12 protein-coding genes are annotated in these 15,262 nt (G+C 55.1%); all 12 read right to left on the reverse strand.

What is annotated here, in order from left to right; all coding sequences use genetic code 11:
* Positions 1-88 precede the first annotated feature (88 nt).
* The 12 genes from ftsZ to ftsI all read right to left on the reverse strand — a co-directional run bounded on the left by ftsZ (position 89) and on the right by ftsI (position 15,259).
* On the reverse strand, positions 89-1,240 hold the full coding sequence (gene ftsZ / locus HV352_RS19480) for a cell division protein FtsZ (RefSeq protein WP_003018753.1): 1,152 nt from the start codon (positions 1,238-1,240) through the stop codon (positions 89-91).
* Positions 1,241-1,426: 186 nt separating this feature from the next.
* Positions 1,427-2,689, reverse strand: coding sequence for a cell division protein FtsA (ftsA, locus tag HV352_RS19485; RefSeq protein WP_003018755.1), 1,263 nt, complete (start codon positions 2,687-2,689; stop codon positions 1,427-1,429).
* Positions 2,686-3,519, reverse strand: coding sequence for a cell division protein FtsQ (ftsQ, locus tag HV352_RS19490; protein ID WP_003018758.1), 834 nt, complete (start codon positions 3,517-3,519; stop codon positions 2,686-2,688). Before ftsQ ends, ftsA begins: the two co-directional genes overlap by 4 nt.
* A gap of 1 nt (position 3,520) precedes the next feature.
* On the reverse strand, positions 3,521-4,441 hold the full coding sequence (locus HV352_RS19495) for a D-alanine--D-alanine ligase (protein WP_181635001.1): 921 nt from the start codon (positions 4,439-4,441) through the stop codon (positions 3,521-3,523).
* Entirely contained in the window at positions 4,434-5,909 is a 1,476-nt protein-coding gene (murC, locus tag HV352_RS19500) for a UDP-N-acetylmuramate--L-alanine ligase (RefSeq protein ID WP_016151698.1), read from the reverse strand. The genes HV352_RS19495 and murC overlap by 8 nt, the downstream gene beginning before the upstream one ends.
* A 51-nt stretch (positions 5,910-5,960) precedes the next feature.
* Positions 5,961-7,028 carry an undecaprenyldiphospho-muramoylpentapeptide beta-N-acetylglucosaminyltransferase gene (gene murG / locus HV352_RS19505; protein ID WP_181635002.1) on the reverse strand — a complete coding sequence of 356 codons (1,068 nt, stop codon included), beginning with the start codon at positions 7,026-7,028 and terminating at the stop codon, positions 5,961-5,963.
* Positions 7,025-8,269 (reverse strand): cell division protein FtsW, encoded by a 1,245-nt coding sequence (gene ftsW / locus HV352_RS19510; RefSeq protein WP_019078372.1) that lies wholly within the window; start codon positions 8,267-8,269, stop codon positions 7,025-7,027. The genes murG and ftsW overlap by 4 nt, the downstream gene beginning before the upstream one ends.
* Entirely contained in the window at positions 8,269-9,585 is a 1,317-nt protein-coding gene (gene murD / locus HV352_RS19515) for a UDP-N-acetylmuramoyl-L-alanine--D-glutamate ligase (RefSeq protein ID WP_181635003.1), read from the reverse strand. Before murD ends, ftsW begins: the two co-directional genes overlap by 1 nt.
* Before the next feature lie 2 nt (positions 9,586-9,587).
* Positions 9,588-10,670, reverse strand: a complete 1,083-nt coding sequence (mraY, locus tag HV352_RS19520; protein WP_016151694.1) for a phospho-N-acetylmuramoyl-pentapeptide-transferase — start codon at positions 10,668-10,670, stop codon at positions 9,588-9,590.
* Entirely contained in the window at positions 10,664-12,022 is a 1,359-nt protein-coding gene (gene murF / locus HV352_RS19525; RefSeq protein ID WP_065554754.1) for a UDP-N-acetylmuramoyl-tripeptide--D-alanyl-D-alanine ligase, read from the reverse strand. The genes mraY and murF overlap by 7 nt, the downstream gene beginning before the upstream one ends.
* Entirely contained in the window at positions 12,019-13,506 is a 1,488-nt protein-coding gene (gene murE / locus HV352_RS19530; protein ID WP_016151692.1) for a UDP-N-acetylmuramoyl-L-alanyl-D-glutamate--2,6-diaminopimelate ligase, read from the reverse strand. Before murE ends, murF begins: the two co-directional genes overlap by 4 nt.
* Entirely contained in the window at positions 13,493-15,259 is a 1,767-nt protein-coding gene (gene ftsI, locus HV352_RS19535) for a peptidoglycan glycosyltransferase FtsI (protein WP_016151691.1), read from the reverse strand. The genes murE and ftsI overlap by 14 nt, the downstream gene beginning before the upstream one ends.
* Positions 15,260-15,262 lie beyond the last annotated feature (3 nt).

A 15,262-nucleotide genomic window follows, 5' to 3' on the forward strand; every position in this document is an offset into this window, starting at 1 on the left:
CCAAATTACCTATCCAACCGAAGTGTACTATACATTCGGTGGGCCAGTTTAGCACAAAGAGCCACAATTCCCAAATTCCAGCTAATTCTTAATCAGCTTGCTTACGCAGGAATGCAGGGATATCCAAATAATCCGGCTCTTTCGTGGTTTGCGGCGTATTGTCGTTAACCACTTTCGCTACCGGTTTCTGCTCTTGCGTCAACGGCGCCATACCGTGCTGCTGGTAACGATCCATTACCGGCTGCTGTACCTGTTTGTTGGTCACCAGAGTGATTTCAGGACGCTTGTCCATACCAATTCCAGTCGCAACAACGGTCACGCGCAGTTCGTCGTTCATATCCGGGTCCAGAGAGGTACCGATAACCACAGTTGCGTTATCCGATGCAAAGGCACGAATCGTGTTACCCACGGTTTCGAACTCATCCAGACGCAGGTCGAAGCCCGCAGTAATGTTAACCAGCACGCCGCGTGCGCCGGACAGATCGATATCTTCCAGCAGCGGAGAAGAGATAGCCATTTCAGCCGCTTCTTCTGCACGGTCTTCACCGCTCGCCACGCCAGAACCCATCATTGCGTAGCCCATTTCGGACATCACGGTGCGCACGTCTGCAAAGTCGACGTTCATCAGGCCTGGACGAGTAATCAGTTCAGCGATACCCTGGACTGCGCCTTTCAGCACGTCGTTCGCTGCGCCAAATGCATCCAACAGGGAGATACCACGGCCCAGTACTTTCAGCAGTTTGTCGTTCGGGATAGTGATCAGAGAGTCCACGTGTTTGGACAGCTCGGTGATCCCCTGCTCCGCGAATGCCATACGCTTCTTGCCTTCAAAGTTGAAAGGCTTAGTCACGACAGCAACGGTCAGGATACCTAAATCTTTTGCGACTTCAGCTACCACTGGCGCTGCACCGGTACCGGTACCGCCGCCCATGCCAGCTGCGATAAACACCATGTCTGCACCGTCAAGCGCTGCGCGCAGAGCTTCGCGATCTTCGTCTGCCGCATTACGACCGACTTCCGGGTTTGCACCCGCGCCCAGACCTTTGGTGATGCCGCTACCAATCTGAATGGTCTGTCCAACCGCCGTTTTACGCAACGCCTGAGCGTCGGTATTCACCGCGAAGAATTCAACACCTTCGATGCGCTCACGCACCATGTGTTCAACGGCATTACCGCCGCCGCCACCGACGCCGATGACTTTAATCACCGCGTCGTTGGTTAGTTCCATAGGTTCAAACATAGTTTCTCTCTCCGTTTTACACTTCATCCTTCAAGCCGCCTCTTTGTTGGCTGCCTTCACTCACTCCCGTGACATAGTAAACTATGCTCCAGGAGATTCGCTCAGTTGCCGCCGCGATGCAACTTGAATGACTTTGTGTAGTGCCTGTCGCCTGAGACCGTTAATTTGCGTCGGTCTCTTTAAAAATTAAAACTCTTTACGTAACCAGCTATTCAGTCGCTTGATCCACGATCCGACCGAGGCAGTTACGCGCTTTTCCACTTCAGCCTCACCACTTAAATGGGATTCTTTCCCGTAGTGCAGCAGCCCCACCGCCGTTGAATAATACGGCTCCTGGGCATAATCCGTCAGACCGGTAATATTCAGCGGTGCGCCAATACGTACTTGTGTATGGAACACGCGCTGTGCGCAGGCCGCAAGACCTTCAATTTGCGCAGCACCGCCGGTTAACACAATCCCCGCCGCCAGATGATGTTTCACACCCTGTTGGCGAAGCTGTTCTTGTAATTGCAAAATTTCTTCGTTGACCAGGTTGAGCAGCTCGGTATAACGCGGCTCAATGACCTCTGCCAGAGTCTGACGTTGCAGGCTACGCGGCGGACGACCACCAACGCTTGGCACTTCAACGCTCTCGTCTTTACCCACGATGGAACCCAGTGCGCAGCCATGACGCACTTTGATGGCTTCAGCATCGCTCGGCGGCGTACCAAAGGCATACGCGATATCGCTGGTCACGACATTCCCTGCATAAGGGATAACTTTAGTGTGGCGCAACGCCCCGCCAGTATAAACGGCGATGTCCATTGTACCACCACCAATATCCACCACGCAGACACCCAGTTCACGTTCATCTTCCGTCAATACGGAATAACTGGCTGCCAACCCGGCAAAAATCAGTTGGTCAACTTTCAGACCACAACGTTCAACGGCTTTGACAATATTCTTCGCCATGTCGTTGTGGCAGGTAATAAGATGGACTTTTGCCTGCATACGCACACCGGAAAGACCGACCGGATTTTTGATACCTTCCTGGTAGTCGATGGCGTATTCCTGCGGAATGACGTGCAGAACACGATGTTCATCGCGAACGCGTACGGATTTTGCCGTATGTACCACGTTTTCCACATCTTCCTGCGTCACTTCCTCTTCGGAAATGGGCACCATACCAATTTCATTCTGACAGCTAATATGTTTACCGGAAAGCGCCAGATACACTGAAGAGATCTGGCAATCTGCCATCAGTTCAGCCTGGTCAATGGCGCGCTGTACGCACTTCACCACTGACTCAAGGTCATTCACCCCGCCTTTATCCATACCTCGCGATGGGCAACTGCCCACGCCAATGATATTGACCATACCGTCGGGCAGAACTTCCCCTACTAAAGCGGCTACCTTCGCGGTGCCAATCTCCAGTCCAACTACCAGTTTTCTGTCCGTCGCCTTGATCATTGTTGTTCTGCCTGTGCCTGATTCTGTTGCTGATTAGATTCCTCAGGAGGCAAGGGAACCCAGCCTACTGCCGCTCCTGAGTCATAACGCAAATCAACGTAGCTAATCCGTTTGCCATCGGTTTGCGCCTGCTGCTGTAAAACCGGGTAGAGTTCCACAAAGCGAGCCAAACGTTTTATCGTATCGCCCCTGCCCAGATTCAGCTTAATATCGTTATTCAGCGTCAACTGCCAGGAACGACGAGCGGTCATTGCCGCTTCCTTCAGGGTGAATCTGTCCTTAGCCAGCACCTGCCCCATATCGCGGAACCCTTGCAGCACTTCACTTGCGCTGCCTTCCGGTCCGTACAACATAGGTAATACCTGCTTATTGGCCCGACCGGTTGGGACACTGAAGGTATTTCCTTCGGCATCCACCATATGTTGGTCATTCCAACGCGCTATTGGCACATATTCAACCAGATGAATCTTCAATTCATCAGGCCATTGCTTTCTGACGCTCGCCTGTTTGATCCAGGGGAGGCGTTCAATCTGGCTCTGGATGATGTTCACATCCTGAGTCATAAATGTTCCCGGAGCGCCCAGCGCCAGGATGGACTGACGGATATCATCATTGCGCGTGTAATGCCGTTCACCGGTTAACACCAGTTTTGACAATGGCAGGCGCTGCGCATCTTCCATCCATCCCAACACTACCCAGCCGCTGACAAACACGGTGCACAGCACTGTCAGCAGGAACAGTATTCCTGCAAGACGCGTTCCATTATTGCGGCGTGAGGAGTTTACTTCTTCTTCATCACCGTTTCGCGTGTTCAGCGCAGCCTGCGACATATCAGTCCGCCAACTCCAGAATTCTTACCACCAACTGCGAGAAGCTCAGGCCCGCCTGACGCGCCGCCATCGGCACCAGGCTGTGGCTGGTCATACCCGGAGAGGTATTCGCTTCCAGCAGATAAAACTGGCCATCGCTGTCCAGCATGACGTCAATGCGACCCCAACCTTTACAGCCCAATGCGGTCCACGCTTTCAGGACTAATTCCTGTAAAAAGGCTTCTTGTTCGACTTCCAGACCAGCAGGGCAGAAATATTGTGTCTCATCAGAGAGATACTTCGCCTCATAATCATAGAAGGTTCCCGCGGGTTGGATACGTATTGACGGTAAAATTTCTTCGCCAAGTATCGCAACTGTAAATTCCGGGCCACTGAGCCATTTTTCAATCAGTACTTCTTCATCATGCTGAAAAGCCAATGCTAATGCACCCTGCAAAGCATTTTCTTCTTCAACTTTTGACATCCCTACGCTGGAACCTTCACGGCTTGGCTTTACAATCAGCGGCAAGCCTAACGCAGAAATTTTTGTAACTGCTTCATCGCTAAGACCTTTTTCGAACTCAGCGCGGGTCAGCGCAACCCATGGGGCGACGGGTAAACCTGCGCCCTGCCACAGCAGCTTGCTGCGCAGTTTGTCCATGGAAATCGCGGAAGCCATGACGCCGCTGCCGGTATACGGCAGGCCAATCAGCTCCAGCATGCCCTGCAATGTGCCATCTTCACCGCCACGACCATGCAGCGCAATAAACACCTTCTGAAACCCCATAGATTTCAAAAGAGTGACATCGATCTCTTTAGGGTCAACCGGATGGGCATCTACACCACCTTCGCGTAACCCTGCCAATACGGCCGCGCCTGAATTCAGCGATACTTCACGTTCAGCGGAGGTTCCCCCTAACAGGACCGCGATTTTATCAGCCATGTTGTTCTTCCTCCGGGTTTTGCGGCTTCAGTTTGATTTCAGCTAAGGAACGCGCGATTTTGCCGATATTTCCAGCGCCCTGCACCAAAATCAGATCGTTGCCGGTTAATACGGGTGCCAGCATTTCTGCCACCTGGGCCGGGTCGGATACCAGAATCGGATCGATCTTACCGCGGCCACGAATCGTACGGCACAACGAGCGGCTGTCGGCCCCCGGAATCGCGGCTTCGCCCGCGGCATACACATCCAGCATCAACAGCGCATCGACCTGGGTCAGCACGTTAGCAAAGTCGTCGTACAGATCGCGAGTACGCGTAAACCGGTGCGGCTGGAACAGCATCACCAGGTTTTTGTCCGGCCATCCCGCGCGCGCGGCTTTAATCGTGGCGTCCACTTCCGTTGGGTGGTGGCCATAGTCATCAACCAGCATCGCGGTCCCGGCTTTACCGTTCACCGGCTCAAGCGGGAATTCGCCGAGGAAGTCAAAACGACGTCCGGTACCCTGGAAACTTTCCAGCGCGCGCAGAATAGCGTCGTCTTCAATACCTTCTTCCGTCGCGACCGCCACTGCCGCCGCCGCGTTCAGTGCATTGTGACGACCCGGCGCGTTTAACGTAACACGTAAATCGGCCATCCCCTGACGCACCAGCGTGAAGTGTCCTTGTGGACCAATCTGCTGGTAATCTTCAACGCGCACATCGGCATCATCACTGAAACCATAGGTTGTGGTTTGACGGCCAACTCGCGGTAACAGTTCGCGGATAACCGGATCGTCAACGCACATCACGGCACGACCATAAAACGGCAAGTTATGCAGGAAATTAATAAACGTCTGCTTTAAATTTTCGAAGTCGCCATGGTAGGTATCCATGTGGTCGGCTTCGATATTGGTGACAATCGCCACCATTGGCTGCAAATGCAGGAACGACGCGTCGCTCTCGTCCGCTTCGGCAATCAAATAACGGCTATGACCCAGGCGCGCATGCACGCCTGCAGCCTTCACCAGACCGCCGTTGACAAAAGTGGGATCCAGACCCGCTTCCGCGTAGATGCTGGAGACCATTGCCGTGGTCGTGGTTTTACCATGCGTCCCGGCAATAGCAATACCGTGACGAAAACGCATTAACTCCGCCAGCATTTCAGCACGACGAATCACCGGAATACGTGCTTCATGCGCTGCAACAATTTCCGGGTTATCCGCAGAAATAGCGCTGGATACCACCACCACGCTCGCATCGCGCACGTTTTCCGGGCGATGGTTGAAGAAAATCGTGGCCCCCAGATTCGTCAACTGCTGCGTCACAGGATTCGGCGCTAAGTCAGAACCGCTGATCTGATAACCTTCATTGGCCAAAACTTCGGCAATACCGCCCATACCAGCACCACCGATGCCGACAAAGTGAATGTGCCGAACGCGACGCATTTCGGGCACGATGGAACGCAGTTTTGCCAGTTGTTGTGTATTCATTCTTTAGCCATTAACTTCTTAGTTCATGCGATGCAAAAGGCATCACCACAATTACGCCCGGGCAGCCCGGCTCACTTCATTTGCAACGCGCTCTGTGGCATCCGGTATGGATGCGGCGCGCGCACGTTCTGCCATGGTTAATAACGTTTCTCGCGACCACCCGGCAAGGGTGCTGGCGACGGCATCCACAGTAAACTGCGGCTGCTCCAGAATTTTGGCGGCGCCCGCTTTCTCCAGCGGCAGCGCATTCCAATACTGCTGTCTGTCTTTGTGCTGGAACGGCACAAACAGCGCAGGCAAACCTGCGGCGGCAATTTCGCTCACCGTCAGCGCGCCTGAGCGACAAACCACGACATCAGCCCACGCGTAGGCCGCTGCCATATCATCAATAAACTCAGTGACCTTGTGCTGCGGTTGTCCCGCGTCGGCATACGCCTGTTCAACGGTCTGCTGCGCGCCTTTGCCGCTCTGATGCCAGATAGTCACCGCGCCGCCAAGCTTTGCGGCAACCTGCGGCATCGTCTGGTTCAGTACGCGTGCGCCCTGAGATCCCCCGACGACCAATACACGAACCGGACCTTCACGCCCGGCCAGACGCGCTTTGGGCAATGGCAGCGCCAGCACGTCAGTGCGCACCGGGTTGCCCACCACTTCCGCATTCGGGAAAGCGCCAGGAAAAGCCTGCATCACCGTAGTGGCAATCTTCGCCAGCCATTTGTTAGTTAATCCCGCAATGCCGTTCTGCTCATGCAGTACAACCGGAATACCTAATGACCAGGCCGCCAGACCGCCAGGGCCAGACACGTAGCCGCCCATACCCAGCACCACATCGGGTTTAAACTGCTTCATGATGGCGCGCGCCTGACGCCAGGCATTAAAAATACGCACAGGTGCGGCAAGCAGCGCATTGACGCCTTTGCCACGCAAACCGGAGATACGAATAAAGTCAATTTCAATGCCGTGTTTCGGCACTAAGTCCGCTTCCATACGATCGGCGGTGCCCAGCCAACGAACCTGCCAGCCCTGGGCCATTAAATGGTGCGCGACCGCCACCCCCGGGAACACATGCCCGCCGGTACCGCCCGCCATCACCATTAACCGCTTCGGTTGACCACTCATCGTGCACCTCGTGTAAACGCCTGGGCTTTTTCCAGACGCGTTTCATAATCAATACGTAACAAAAACATGATGGCCGTCGACATAATCAACAAACTTGAACCACCATAACTGATCAGCGGCAGCGTCAGACCTTTGGTTGGCAGCATACCCGCCGCCGCACCGACGTTTACCAGTGCCTGGAAGCTAAACCAGATCCCGATTGAGCAGGCTAAAAAGCCTGAAAAACGGTGGTCAATTTCCAACGCCTTACGGCCAATCGACATCGCGCGAAAAGCGACGAAGAATACCATTAAAAGTGCCAATACCACACCGATATAACCCAGCTCTTCCCCAATGATGGCGAAGATGAAGTCGGTGTGCGCTTCTGGTAAATACTCCAGTTTTTGGACTGAATTACCTAAGCCCTGCCCCCAAACCTCACCGCGACCAAAGGCCATCAGGGATTGCGTCAACTGGTAGCCACTGCCGAACGGATCTTCCCATGGGTTCCAGAAAGAGGTTACGCGGCGAATACGATACGGTTCGGCAAGGATCAGCAGCACGACCGCTGAAATCCCCATGCCAATGATGGCAATGAACTGCCACAGTTTCGCTCCGGCGAGAAACAGCATCGCCAGGGTAGTGACAAACAGCACTACCACCGTACCAAGGTCAGGCTGTGCCAGCAGTAAAATAGCCAGCACCAGGATCACGCCCATCGGTTTTAAGAAACCGCGCAAGTTGTTACGCACTTCATCAACTTTACGCACCAGGTAGTTGGCGAGGTAACAGAACAGCGACAGCTTGGTAAATTCCGCAGGCTGAATACGCAGCGGCCCCAGCGCAATCCAGCGCGACGCCCCGTTAACGGAGCTACCCACCACCAGCACAATCAGCAGCATGATGATCGAGGCTATCAGCATCGTCGTACTGTACTTTTGCCAGAACTCCATCGGCAGACGCAGCGTCACCATCGCCAGGCAGAAGGCGAGGAAGATGTACAGTGCATCACGCTTAGCAAACAGGAAAGGATCGCCCGCCAGGCGTTGCCCTACGGGCATCGATGCCGATGTCACCATCACAAAACCGATCGCTGCCAGACCAAAGGTCAACCACAGCAGCATGCGGTCATACATGATCAGGCTGTCCGCGTCTTTATCACGCGAAGCCATCACCCAGCCTTTAAGTGCCGCGAAGATCCACGCCAGGACACCCAGTCCCGGTAAGCGCGGCATTCTCAGACGAGGGAGAGATAAGCGCATCAACCCAACTCCTTCGCCAGGCGGGTAAAGACGTCACCGCGTTGCTCAAAGTTCTTGAACTGGTCGAGGCTGGCGCAGGCAGGCGACAGCAGCACCATATCGCCCGACTTCACGCGCGGTGCGAGCAGACGCATTGCCTGCTCCATGGTTTCAGTGTGTTCCGTAACGTCAGGTCGCAGAGCGGCAAGCTGCGCGCCATCGCGACCAAAGCAGTACAGACGAATGTTATCGCCGGTCAGATATCGTTGCAGCGGCGTAAAGTCAGCGGATTTCCCGTCGCCACCCAGCAGCAGGTGCAACGTACCGTCAACGTGCAGGCCATTCAGCGCGGCTTCAGTGCTGCCGACGTTGGTGGCTTTAGAATCGTTAATCCAGCGCACGCCGTTGTGCTCAAGCACATTCTGAAAACGGTGCGCCAGACCGGTAAACGTGGTGAGCGCTTTCAGGCTCGACGCCCGCGGCAGACCCGCAGCATCCGCCAGCGCCAGCGCAGCCAGTGCGTTGGTATAGTTATGCTGACCGGAAAGCGTCATCTCTTTCACGTTAAGAACTTTTTCACCCTTCACTCGCAGCCAGGTTTCGCCCTGCTGACGGTTCAGGTGATAGTCACCCATGTTGATGCCAAAGCTCACGCAACGCTCATCCGCCCCGCGAACCGGCATGGTCAGCGCATCATCAGCGTTGACCACACACACTTTCGCGTTTTCATAGACGCGCAGTTTGGCCGCACGGTACTGCTGCAAGCCAAACGGATATCTGTCCATATGGTCTTCGGTGACGTTCAAAATGGTAGCGGCTACGGCTTGTAAGCTGGAGGTCGTTTCCAGTTGGAAGCTCGACAGTTCCAGAACATACAGCTCACGTTCGTCATCCAGCAGCATCAGCGCGGGCAGGCCAATATTACCGCCAACCCCCACGTTCACACCGGCCGCTTTCGCCATCTCACCTACCAGCGTAGTGACTGTACTTTTCCCGTTGGAACCGGTGATCGCGACGATCGGTGCCTGTGCTTCGCGACAGAACAGCTCAATGTCGCCGACAATTTCAATTCCCGCATCGGCGGCGGCGCTCAACGAAGGATGCGCCAGGGCAATACCAGGGCTGGCGACAATAAGATCAGCGGCCAGCAGCCAGTCATCATTCAGACTGCCAACATGACGCTCAACCGCTTCCGGTAATTTGTCCAGGCCCGGCGGCGTCGCGCGGGTATCCATTACGCGCGGCGTCACGCCACGCGCCAGGAAGAAATCCACGCAGGACAGCCCGGTCAAACCCAGACCGATAATGACGACTTTTTTACCCTGGTAATCAGCCATGATTAACGTACCTTCAGCGTTGCCAGGCCAATCAGCACCAGCATCAGCGAAATAATCCAGAAGCGTACAATTACGCGCGGTTCCGGCCAGCCTTTCAGTTCATAGTGATGGTGGATCGGCGCCATACGGAATATGCGCTGTCCGCGCAGCTTAAAGGAGCCAACCTGCAAAATGACCGACAGTGTTTCTACGACGAATACACCGCCCATGATCACCAGCAGGAACTCCTGACGCAGGAGCACGGCAATAATGCCCAGCGCGCCGCCCAGCGCCAGCGATCCGACGTCGCCCATAAAGACCTGCGCCGGATAGGTGTTAAACCACAAGAAGCCTAACCCCGCACCGACAATTGCCGTACAGACGATCACCAATTCGCCGGCATGACGTAAATAGGGAATATGCAGATAGTTGGCGAAGTTCATGTTACCGGTCGCCCACGCTACCAACGCAAAACCTGCGGCCACAAACACGGTCGGCATAATCGCCAGACCATCCAGACCATCGGTGAGGTTGACCGCGTTGCCAGTACCCACAATCACGAAGTACGCCAGCAGCACGTAGAACAGCCCCAACTGCGGCATCACGTCTTTAAAGAACGGCACCACCAGCTCAGTGGCCGGGGTATCTTTACCAGCCAGATACAGGGCAAAGGCCACGCCCAGCGCAATCACCGACATCCAGAAGTATTTCCAGCGCGCGATCAGGCCCTTGGTGTCTTTGCGTACCACTTTGCGGTAGTCATCGACAAAACCGATAATGCCGTAACCGACCAATACCACCAGCACGCACCATACGTACGGGTTCGACGGGTATGCCCACAGCAGTACGGAGATAACAATCGCGGTAAGGATCATAATCCCGCCCATGGTCGGCGTACCGCGTTTACTGAAGTGTGATTCCGGACCGTCGTTACGCACGACCTGTCCAAAGGACATTTTTTGCAAGCGGGCGATCATGCGCGGGCCCATCCACAAAGAGATGAACAGCGCGGTCAGCAGGCTGACGATGGCGCGAAACGTCAGATAGGAAAAGACGTTAAAGCCGGAATAATATTTGACCAAATGTTCGGCCAGCCAAACTAACATGTCCCATTCTCCTGTAATGCGCGTACTACCTCTTCCATGGCGGCACTACGTGAACCCTTCACTAAAATCGTCATAATCTGATGTTCTGCAATCAGCGCCTTAAGATGCGCGGTCAACGCGGTTTTATCCGCAAAATGCTCACCCACACCGCTGGCATGGCTAATTGCCTGACTCAGTTTCCCTGTACTCAGCACACGGTCGATACCTGCAGCCTTCGCAGCGTCACCCACCTGCACGTGGCATGCTTCGCTTTCCGCGCCAAGCTCTGCCATATCGCCAACGACCAGCACGCGGTAGCCCGGCATTTCGGACAGCACGTTTACCGCTGCGGTCATTGACCCGACATTTGCGTTATAGGAGTCATCCAGCAGTAGCTGATTTTCTGCCAGTTGAATCGGGAACAGACGCCCCGGTACCGCTTGCAGTTCCTTCAGACCCGCTTTAATCGCTTCGTGCGTCGCGCCTACCGCCATAGAGAGCGCAGCCGCCGCCAGGGCGTTAGCAATGTTGTGACGACCCGGCAGCGGCAGCAGAACATCAATGCTTCCGGTTGGCGTTTGCAGAGAAAACTCTGTGCCGTGTGAAGTCACATGAACATTGGCCGCCGAAAAGTCGCTGTTGGCCGCATTCGGGGAGAAGCGCCAGACTTTACGATCGCCGATAATGCTCTGCCAGTTCAGCCAGTCGTTATTGTCGGCATTCATAATGGCGATTCCGTTCGCTGGCAGGCCGGTAAAAATCTCACCTTTTGCCTTCGCAACGCCCGCCAGTGAACCAAAGCCTTCCAGATGCGCGGCTGCCAGGTTGTTCACCAGCGCCGCTTCCGGACGCGTCAGGCCAACGGTCCAGGCGATTTCGCCCTGATGATTAGCGCCAAGCTCAATCACGGCATAGTCGTAATCGTTGTTTAAGCGCAACAGCGTCATCGGTACGCCGATGTCGTTATTCAGGTTGCCCGCGGTATATAAGGTGTTGCCACACTGACTCAGAATGGATGCGGTCATCTCTTTGACAGACGTTTTACCGGAAGAGCCGGTCAGCGCGACAACGCGCGCCGAAACCTGGGCGCGTACCCATGCCGCCAGTTCACCAAACGCCAGACGAGTATCTTTAACAATCAGCTGCGGCAGGTTGGTGTCCAACGGACGGCTGACCAGCAGCGCACCCGCCCCGCTCTCTTGCGCCTTGTCTGCGAAATCGTGGGCATCAAAGCGTTCGCCTTTCAGCGCGACAAACAGGCAGCCCGGCGTAACTTTACGCGTATCGGTTGTCACCGCATCAAGAGTCAGATCGGCTCCTTTCAGTTCGCCACGGAGGATCTCCGCCAGTTGGCTGAGCGTTACGCTAATCATGCGATTACTCCCAGCAGACGCGCTGCCGTGACGCGGTCAGAATAGTCGAGGCGCTGCGAGCCAACGATCTGGTAGTCTTCGTGACCTTTCCCGGCCACCAGCACCACATCGTTTTCTTTCGCCTGCATAATGGCGTTTGTCACAGCCTCTGCGCGACCTTCCATCACTTTCGCCTGTCCGGCATCCAGCATACCCGCCAGAATGTCGTTAATAATGGCGCGCGGCTCTTCGGTACGCGGGTTGTCATCGGTCACCACGACAACATCAGCAAACTGCTCGGCAATCGCGCCCATCAACGGACGTTTGCCTTTGTCGCGATCGCCGCCGCAGCCAAAAACGCACCACAGTTTTCCAGTACAGTGCAGACGTGCCGCCTGCAGCGCTTTTTCCAGCGCATCTGGCGTATGGGCATAATCAACCACAACGGTGGTTTTACCCGGCGCGCTGAACACTTCCATGCGCCCACAAACTGGCTGTAATTGTGTTGCCGTTTTCAGTAAATCAGCTAACGGATATCCCAACGCCAGCAGCGTTGCCAGCGCCAACAGCAGATTGCTGACGTTAAACGCGCCCATCAGGCGACTTTCAATTTCGCCGTCACCCCATGAGGAGGTAAAACGAATTGTTGCCCCGCTGTCGTGATAATTCACGTCAATCGCCTTTAACCAACGACCGTGACAGTTCGGGTTGATGTGGTCTTCCATCGATACGGCAACCGCATCCGGAAGTTTGGCCAACCAGCGACGACCGACTTCATCATCCGCATTAACGATGGCCTGGCCGCAATGGTGCGTGGAATACAGCAGCCATTTCGCGGCTTCGTAATGTTCCATGTCGCCGTGGTAATCAAGATGGTCGCGGCTTAAGTTAGTAAATACTGATGCGGCAAACTTCAGCGCCGCCACGCGATGCTGAACCAGACCGTGTGAAGACACTTCCATTGCGCCAACCGTTGCGCCTTGTGCAACCAGCCCCGCCAGCACATGCTGGACATCAACGGCTGAACCGGTGGTATTTTCCGTCGGGATCACTTTGCCCAGCAGGCCATTGCCGACTGTTCCCATCACCGCGCTGGTTTCGCCAAGCAGTTGGCTCCACTGTGCCAGCAATTGGGTGGTGGTGGTTTTACCGTTGGTCCCGGTCACGCCGACCAGTCGCATTTTTTCAGAAGGCTCGTGGTAAAAGCGGCCCGCCAGTGCAGATAAACGTTCGTTAAGCTGACTGAGATAGATAACTGGAACGCCGTGCATTTCACGGATTTCACCGTCAGTAGCTTCATCTTTTGCTTCTGCAATAATGGCAGCCACACCTTGCGCTATCGCCTGCGGGATATACCGACGCCCGTCCGCCTGATGACCCAATACTGCGACAAAGAGATCGCCCGATGCAGCCATACGGCTGTCGAGCGTCATCTCCCGCAGTGCTCGCTCCGGTGCACCCGGCACCCATGGAGCAAGAAGGTCGCGCAAATTACGATCTGCCACCTGTTGCCTCGCCTTGATTATTCACAAATTCATTTTTATCGCCCGTTGTCAGCGCATCCGGTTCGATGTTCATGGTGCGCAGTACGCCGCCCATGATGGCACCAAAGACCGGCGCGGAAACGGCGCCACCGTAATATTTACCCGCCTGCGGATCGTTGATAACAACAACCAGCGCGAAGCGCGGCTGACTCGCAGGCGCAACGCCTGCGGTATAAGCAATGTATTTGTTGATGTAGCGGCCATCCGGCCCTACTTTCTTCGCCGTACCGGTTTTAATGGCGATACGATAGCCTTTAATCGCCGCCTTCACGCCGCCGCCGCCGGGCAGCGCCACGCTTTCCATCATGTGCACTACGGTACGCACGGTTGATTCCGGGAAGATACGCTCGCCCGGAACAGGAGGGTCAACTTTGGTGATCGACAGTGGCCGATAAACGCCATAGCTGCCGATCGTTGCATAGACTCGCGCTAACTGTAACGGCGTTACCATTAGCCCATAGCCGAAAGAGAAGGTGGCCCTCTCTATGTCAGACCACCGTTGTTTTTGAGGATATAAGCCACTGCGTTCTCCGACCAACCCCAAATTGGTCGCTTTTCCCAGCCCAAAACGTGAGTAAGTGTCTACTAACGCTGAGGACGGCATCGCTAACGCCAGCTTGGAAACACCGACGTTACTCGACTTCTGCAAAACCCCGGTGAGGGTCAATTCGCTATAACGCGCCACGTCTTTAATTTCGTGGCCATTAATTCGGTAAGGGATAGTGTTAAGTACGGTATTTTCGCGAACCACGCCACGCTGCAGCGCCGTCATCACCACCATCGGTTTGACGGTGGACCCCGGTTCAAACACGTCGGTAATCGTACGGTTACGCATCGCATCCTTCGGCGTACCGGTGAGATTGTTCGGGTTGTAGGACGGGCTGTTGGCCATCGCCAGCACTTCACCGGTGTTCACATCCACCAGTACCGCACTGCCTGACTCCGCCTTGTTAAACGCCACGGCGTTATTCAGTTCGCGGTAGACCAGCGCCTGTAAACGCTCATCGATACTTAGCGCAAGGTTATGCGCCGCCTGGCTGTCGGTAGAGGAAATATCCTCAATGACGCGGCCATAACGGTCTTTACGTACAATACGTTCGCCCGGTTGCCCGGTGAGCCATTTGTCGAAGCTCTTCTCAACGCCTTCAATCCCCTGGCTGTCGACGTTAGTAAAGCCGATAAGGTGAGCGGTCACTTCTCCGGAAGGATAGTAACGGCGGGATTCTTCGCGCAGGTGAATGCCTGGCAGCTTCAGTTTTTTGATGTAGTCAGCCATGTCAGGGTTTACCTGACGCGCCAGATAGATAAAGCGCCCTTTCGGGTTGGCGTTAATGCGGGAAGCCAGTTGATCGAGCGGGAGATTCAACGCGGTCGACAGCGCTCTCCAGCGTTCACCAACGCTTACGCCGCCTGCGTCATGCACCTCTTTTGGGTCGGCCCAAATCGCCTTAACCGGAACGCTCACCGCCAGCGGACGACCTGAACGGTCGGTAATCATCCCGCGCGATGTGGACACTTCCTGTACGCGCAGAGAGCGCATATCGCCCTGACGCACCAGCATGTCCGGCGCGATGATTTGCAGCCAGGCAACGCGCCCCAGCAGAAAACCCAGTGCCAGCAAAATACAGCCGCACAGTAACGCAAAACGCCAACTGATAAAGTTGGCTTGTTCTTCCTGGCGTTTTGGCTTGTGCGTTTTTGCCGCTGCTTTCATGCG

It is taken from the genome of Citrobacter sp. RHBSTW-01044 (assembly GCF_013781945.1).
In the GTDB taxonomy this organism is placed as follows: Bacteria; Pseudomonadota; Gammaproteobacteria; order Enterobacterales; family Enterobacteriaceae; genus Citrobacter; species Citrobacter braakii.

Coding starts and splice junctions, on each gene's coding strand:
- ftsZ (WP_003018753.1), bottom strand. CDS start 1,240: ATGTTTGAACCTATGGAACTAACCAACGACGCGGTGATTAAAGTCATC.
- murF (WP_065554754.1), bottom strand. CDS start 12,022: ATGATTAGCGTAACGCTCAGCCAACTGGCGGAGATCCTCCGTGGCGAA.
- mraY (WP_016151694.1), bottom strand. CDS start 10,670: ATGTTAGTTTGGCTGGCCGAACATTTGGTCAAATATTATTCCGGCTTT.
- ftsA (WP_003018755.1), bottom strand. CDS start 2,689: ATGATCAAGGCGACGGACAGAAAACTGGTAGTTGGACTGGAGATTGGC.
- murG (WP_181635002.1), bottom strand. CDS start 7,028: ATGAGTGGTCAACCGAAGCGGTTAATGGTGATGGCGGGCGGTACCGGC.
- ftsW (WP_019078372.1), bottom strand. CDS start 8,269: ATGCGCTTATCTCTCCCTCGTCTGAGAATGCCGCGCTTACCGGGACTG.
- ftsQ (WP_003018758.1), bottom strand. CDS start 3,519: ATGTCGCAGGCTGCGCTGAACACGCGAAACGGTGATGAAGAAGAAGTA.
- murC (WP_016151698.1), bottom strand. CDS start 5,909: ATGAATACACAACAACTGGCAAAACTGCGTTCCATCGTGCCCGAAATG.
- HV352_RS19495 (WP_181635001.1), bottom strand. CDS start 4,441: ATGGCTGATAAAATCGCGGTCCTGTTAGGGGGAACCTCCGCTGAACGT.
- murD (WP_181635003.1), bottom strand. CDS start 9,585: ATGGCTGATTACCAGGGTAAAAAAGTCGTCATTATCGGTCTGGGTTTG.
- ftsI (WP_016151691.1), bottom strand. CDS start 15,259: ATGAAAGCAGCGGCAAAAACGCACAAGCCAAAACGCCAGGAAGAACAA.